Source organism: Candidatus Symbiopectobacterium sp. NZEC135, from assembly GCF_025962695.1.
This window is the reverse complement of record NZ_JAGFPF010000884.1, coordinates 1-867: the sequence shown is the minus strand read 5'-3', so window position 1 is coordinate 867 and position 867 is coordinate 1. Positions and strand designations below refer to the sequence as shown.

Annotated in this window: 1 protein-coding gene; it reads left to right on the top strand. The window is 54.7% G+C overall.

Going from position 1 to position 867, the window contains the following annotated elements:
• On the top strand, nt 1-867 hold an 867-nt coding region (locus J5224_RS31180; RefSeq protein ID WP_264628877.1), incomplete at both ends, for a YjbH domain-containing protein.

The following is an 867-nucleotide window of genomic DNA, read 5'->3' as shown; positions in this document are numbered from 1 at the left end:
CTCCCCCTTCAATATCGGCATGGTCTACCGCGTCAGTGATAACTTTGATACCACCCTTTCCTGGCAGCGCGGCAATACCTTGATGTGGGGCTTTAGCCTGCACACTAACTTTGACGATTTACGCCAATCGCATCCGGAAGATGTTCCTCCCGTATATGCTCCTGTCCATTCAGCCAACGGCACCAACTGGCAGCAGGTGGCGCGTGAGCTGGATGAAAAAGCCGGTTACAGCAATGCCGATATTTATGCCGATGGGCATCAAGTGACCATCGTTGCCGATCAGGATAAGTATCGCGATAAAAATGAAGCCACTCAGCGTGCGGCGACCGTGCTGGCGAACCATGTACCGGAGAGCGTAGGGGAATACCACATTGTACGTCGCAGCCAGCGTCTGCCGGTAGAAAGTACGGCGGTGGATACCAAAGCATTCCGCGATGTGCAATCGGCGTCTATTCCGTTAGGGCAGCCGGAGCCGGTTACCCAGCGCGCAGAACCGCTCTCTGATATCAACGGGCAACCAGTGTTACGCAGCGAGCCATCGCGCTTGACCTACGGTATCGAGCCGACCTTGACGCAATCCGTAGGCGGCGCGGAATCGTTCTATATGTATCAGGTGGCGCTGAAAGGCAGCGCGGATTATCGCCTGAGCGATCACTGGTCGGTCGGTGGCGCCGCGTCATTGAACCTGATCAATAACTACGATCGCTTTAATTATAAAACGCCGCCTAATGACAGCAGCTTACCGCGCGTCAGAACCTGGATTCGTGAATATGTAACCTCTTCCGATCTACTGCTGACCAACCTGCAACTGACGCGTATGGATAACCCGGCGACAGACTGGTATACCCAGGTGTACGGCGGTTATCT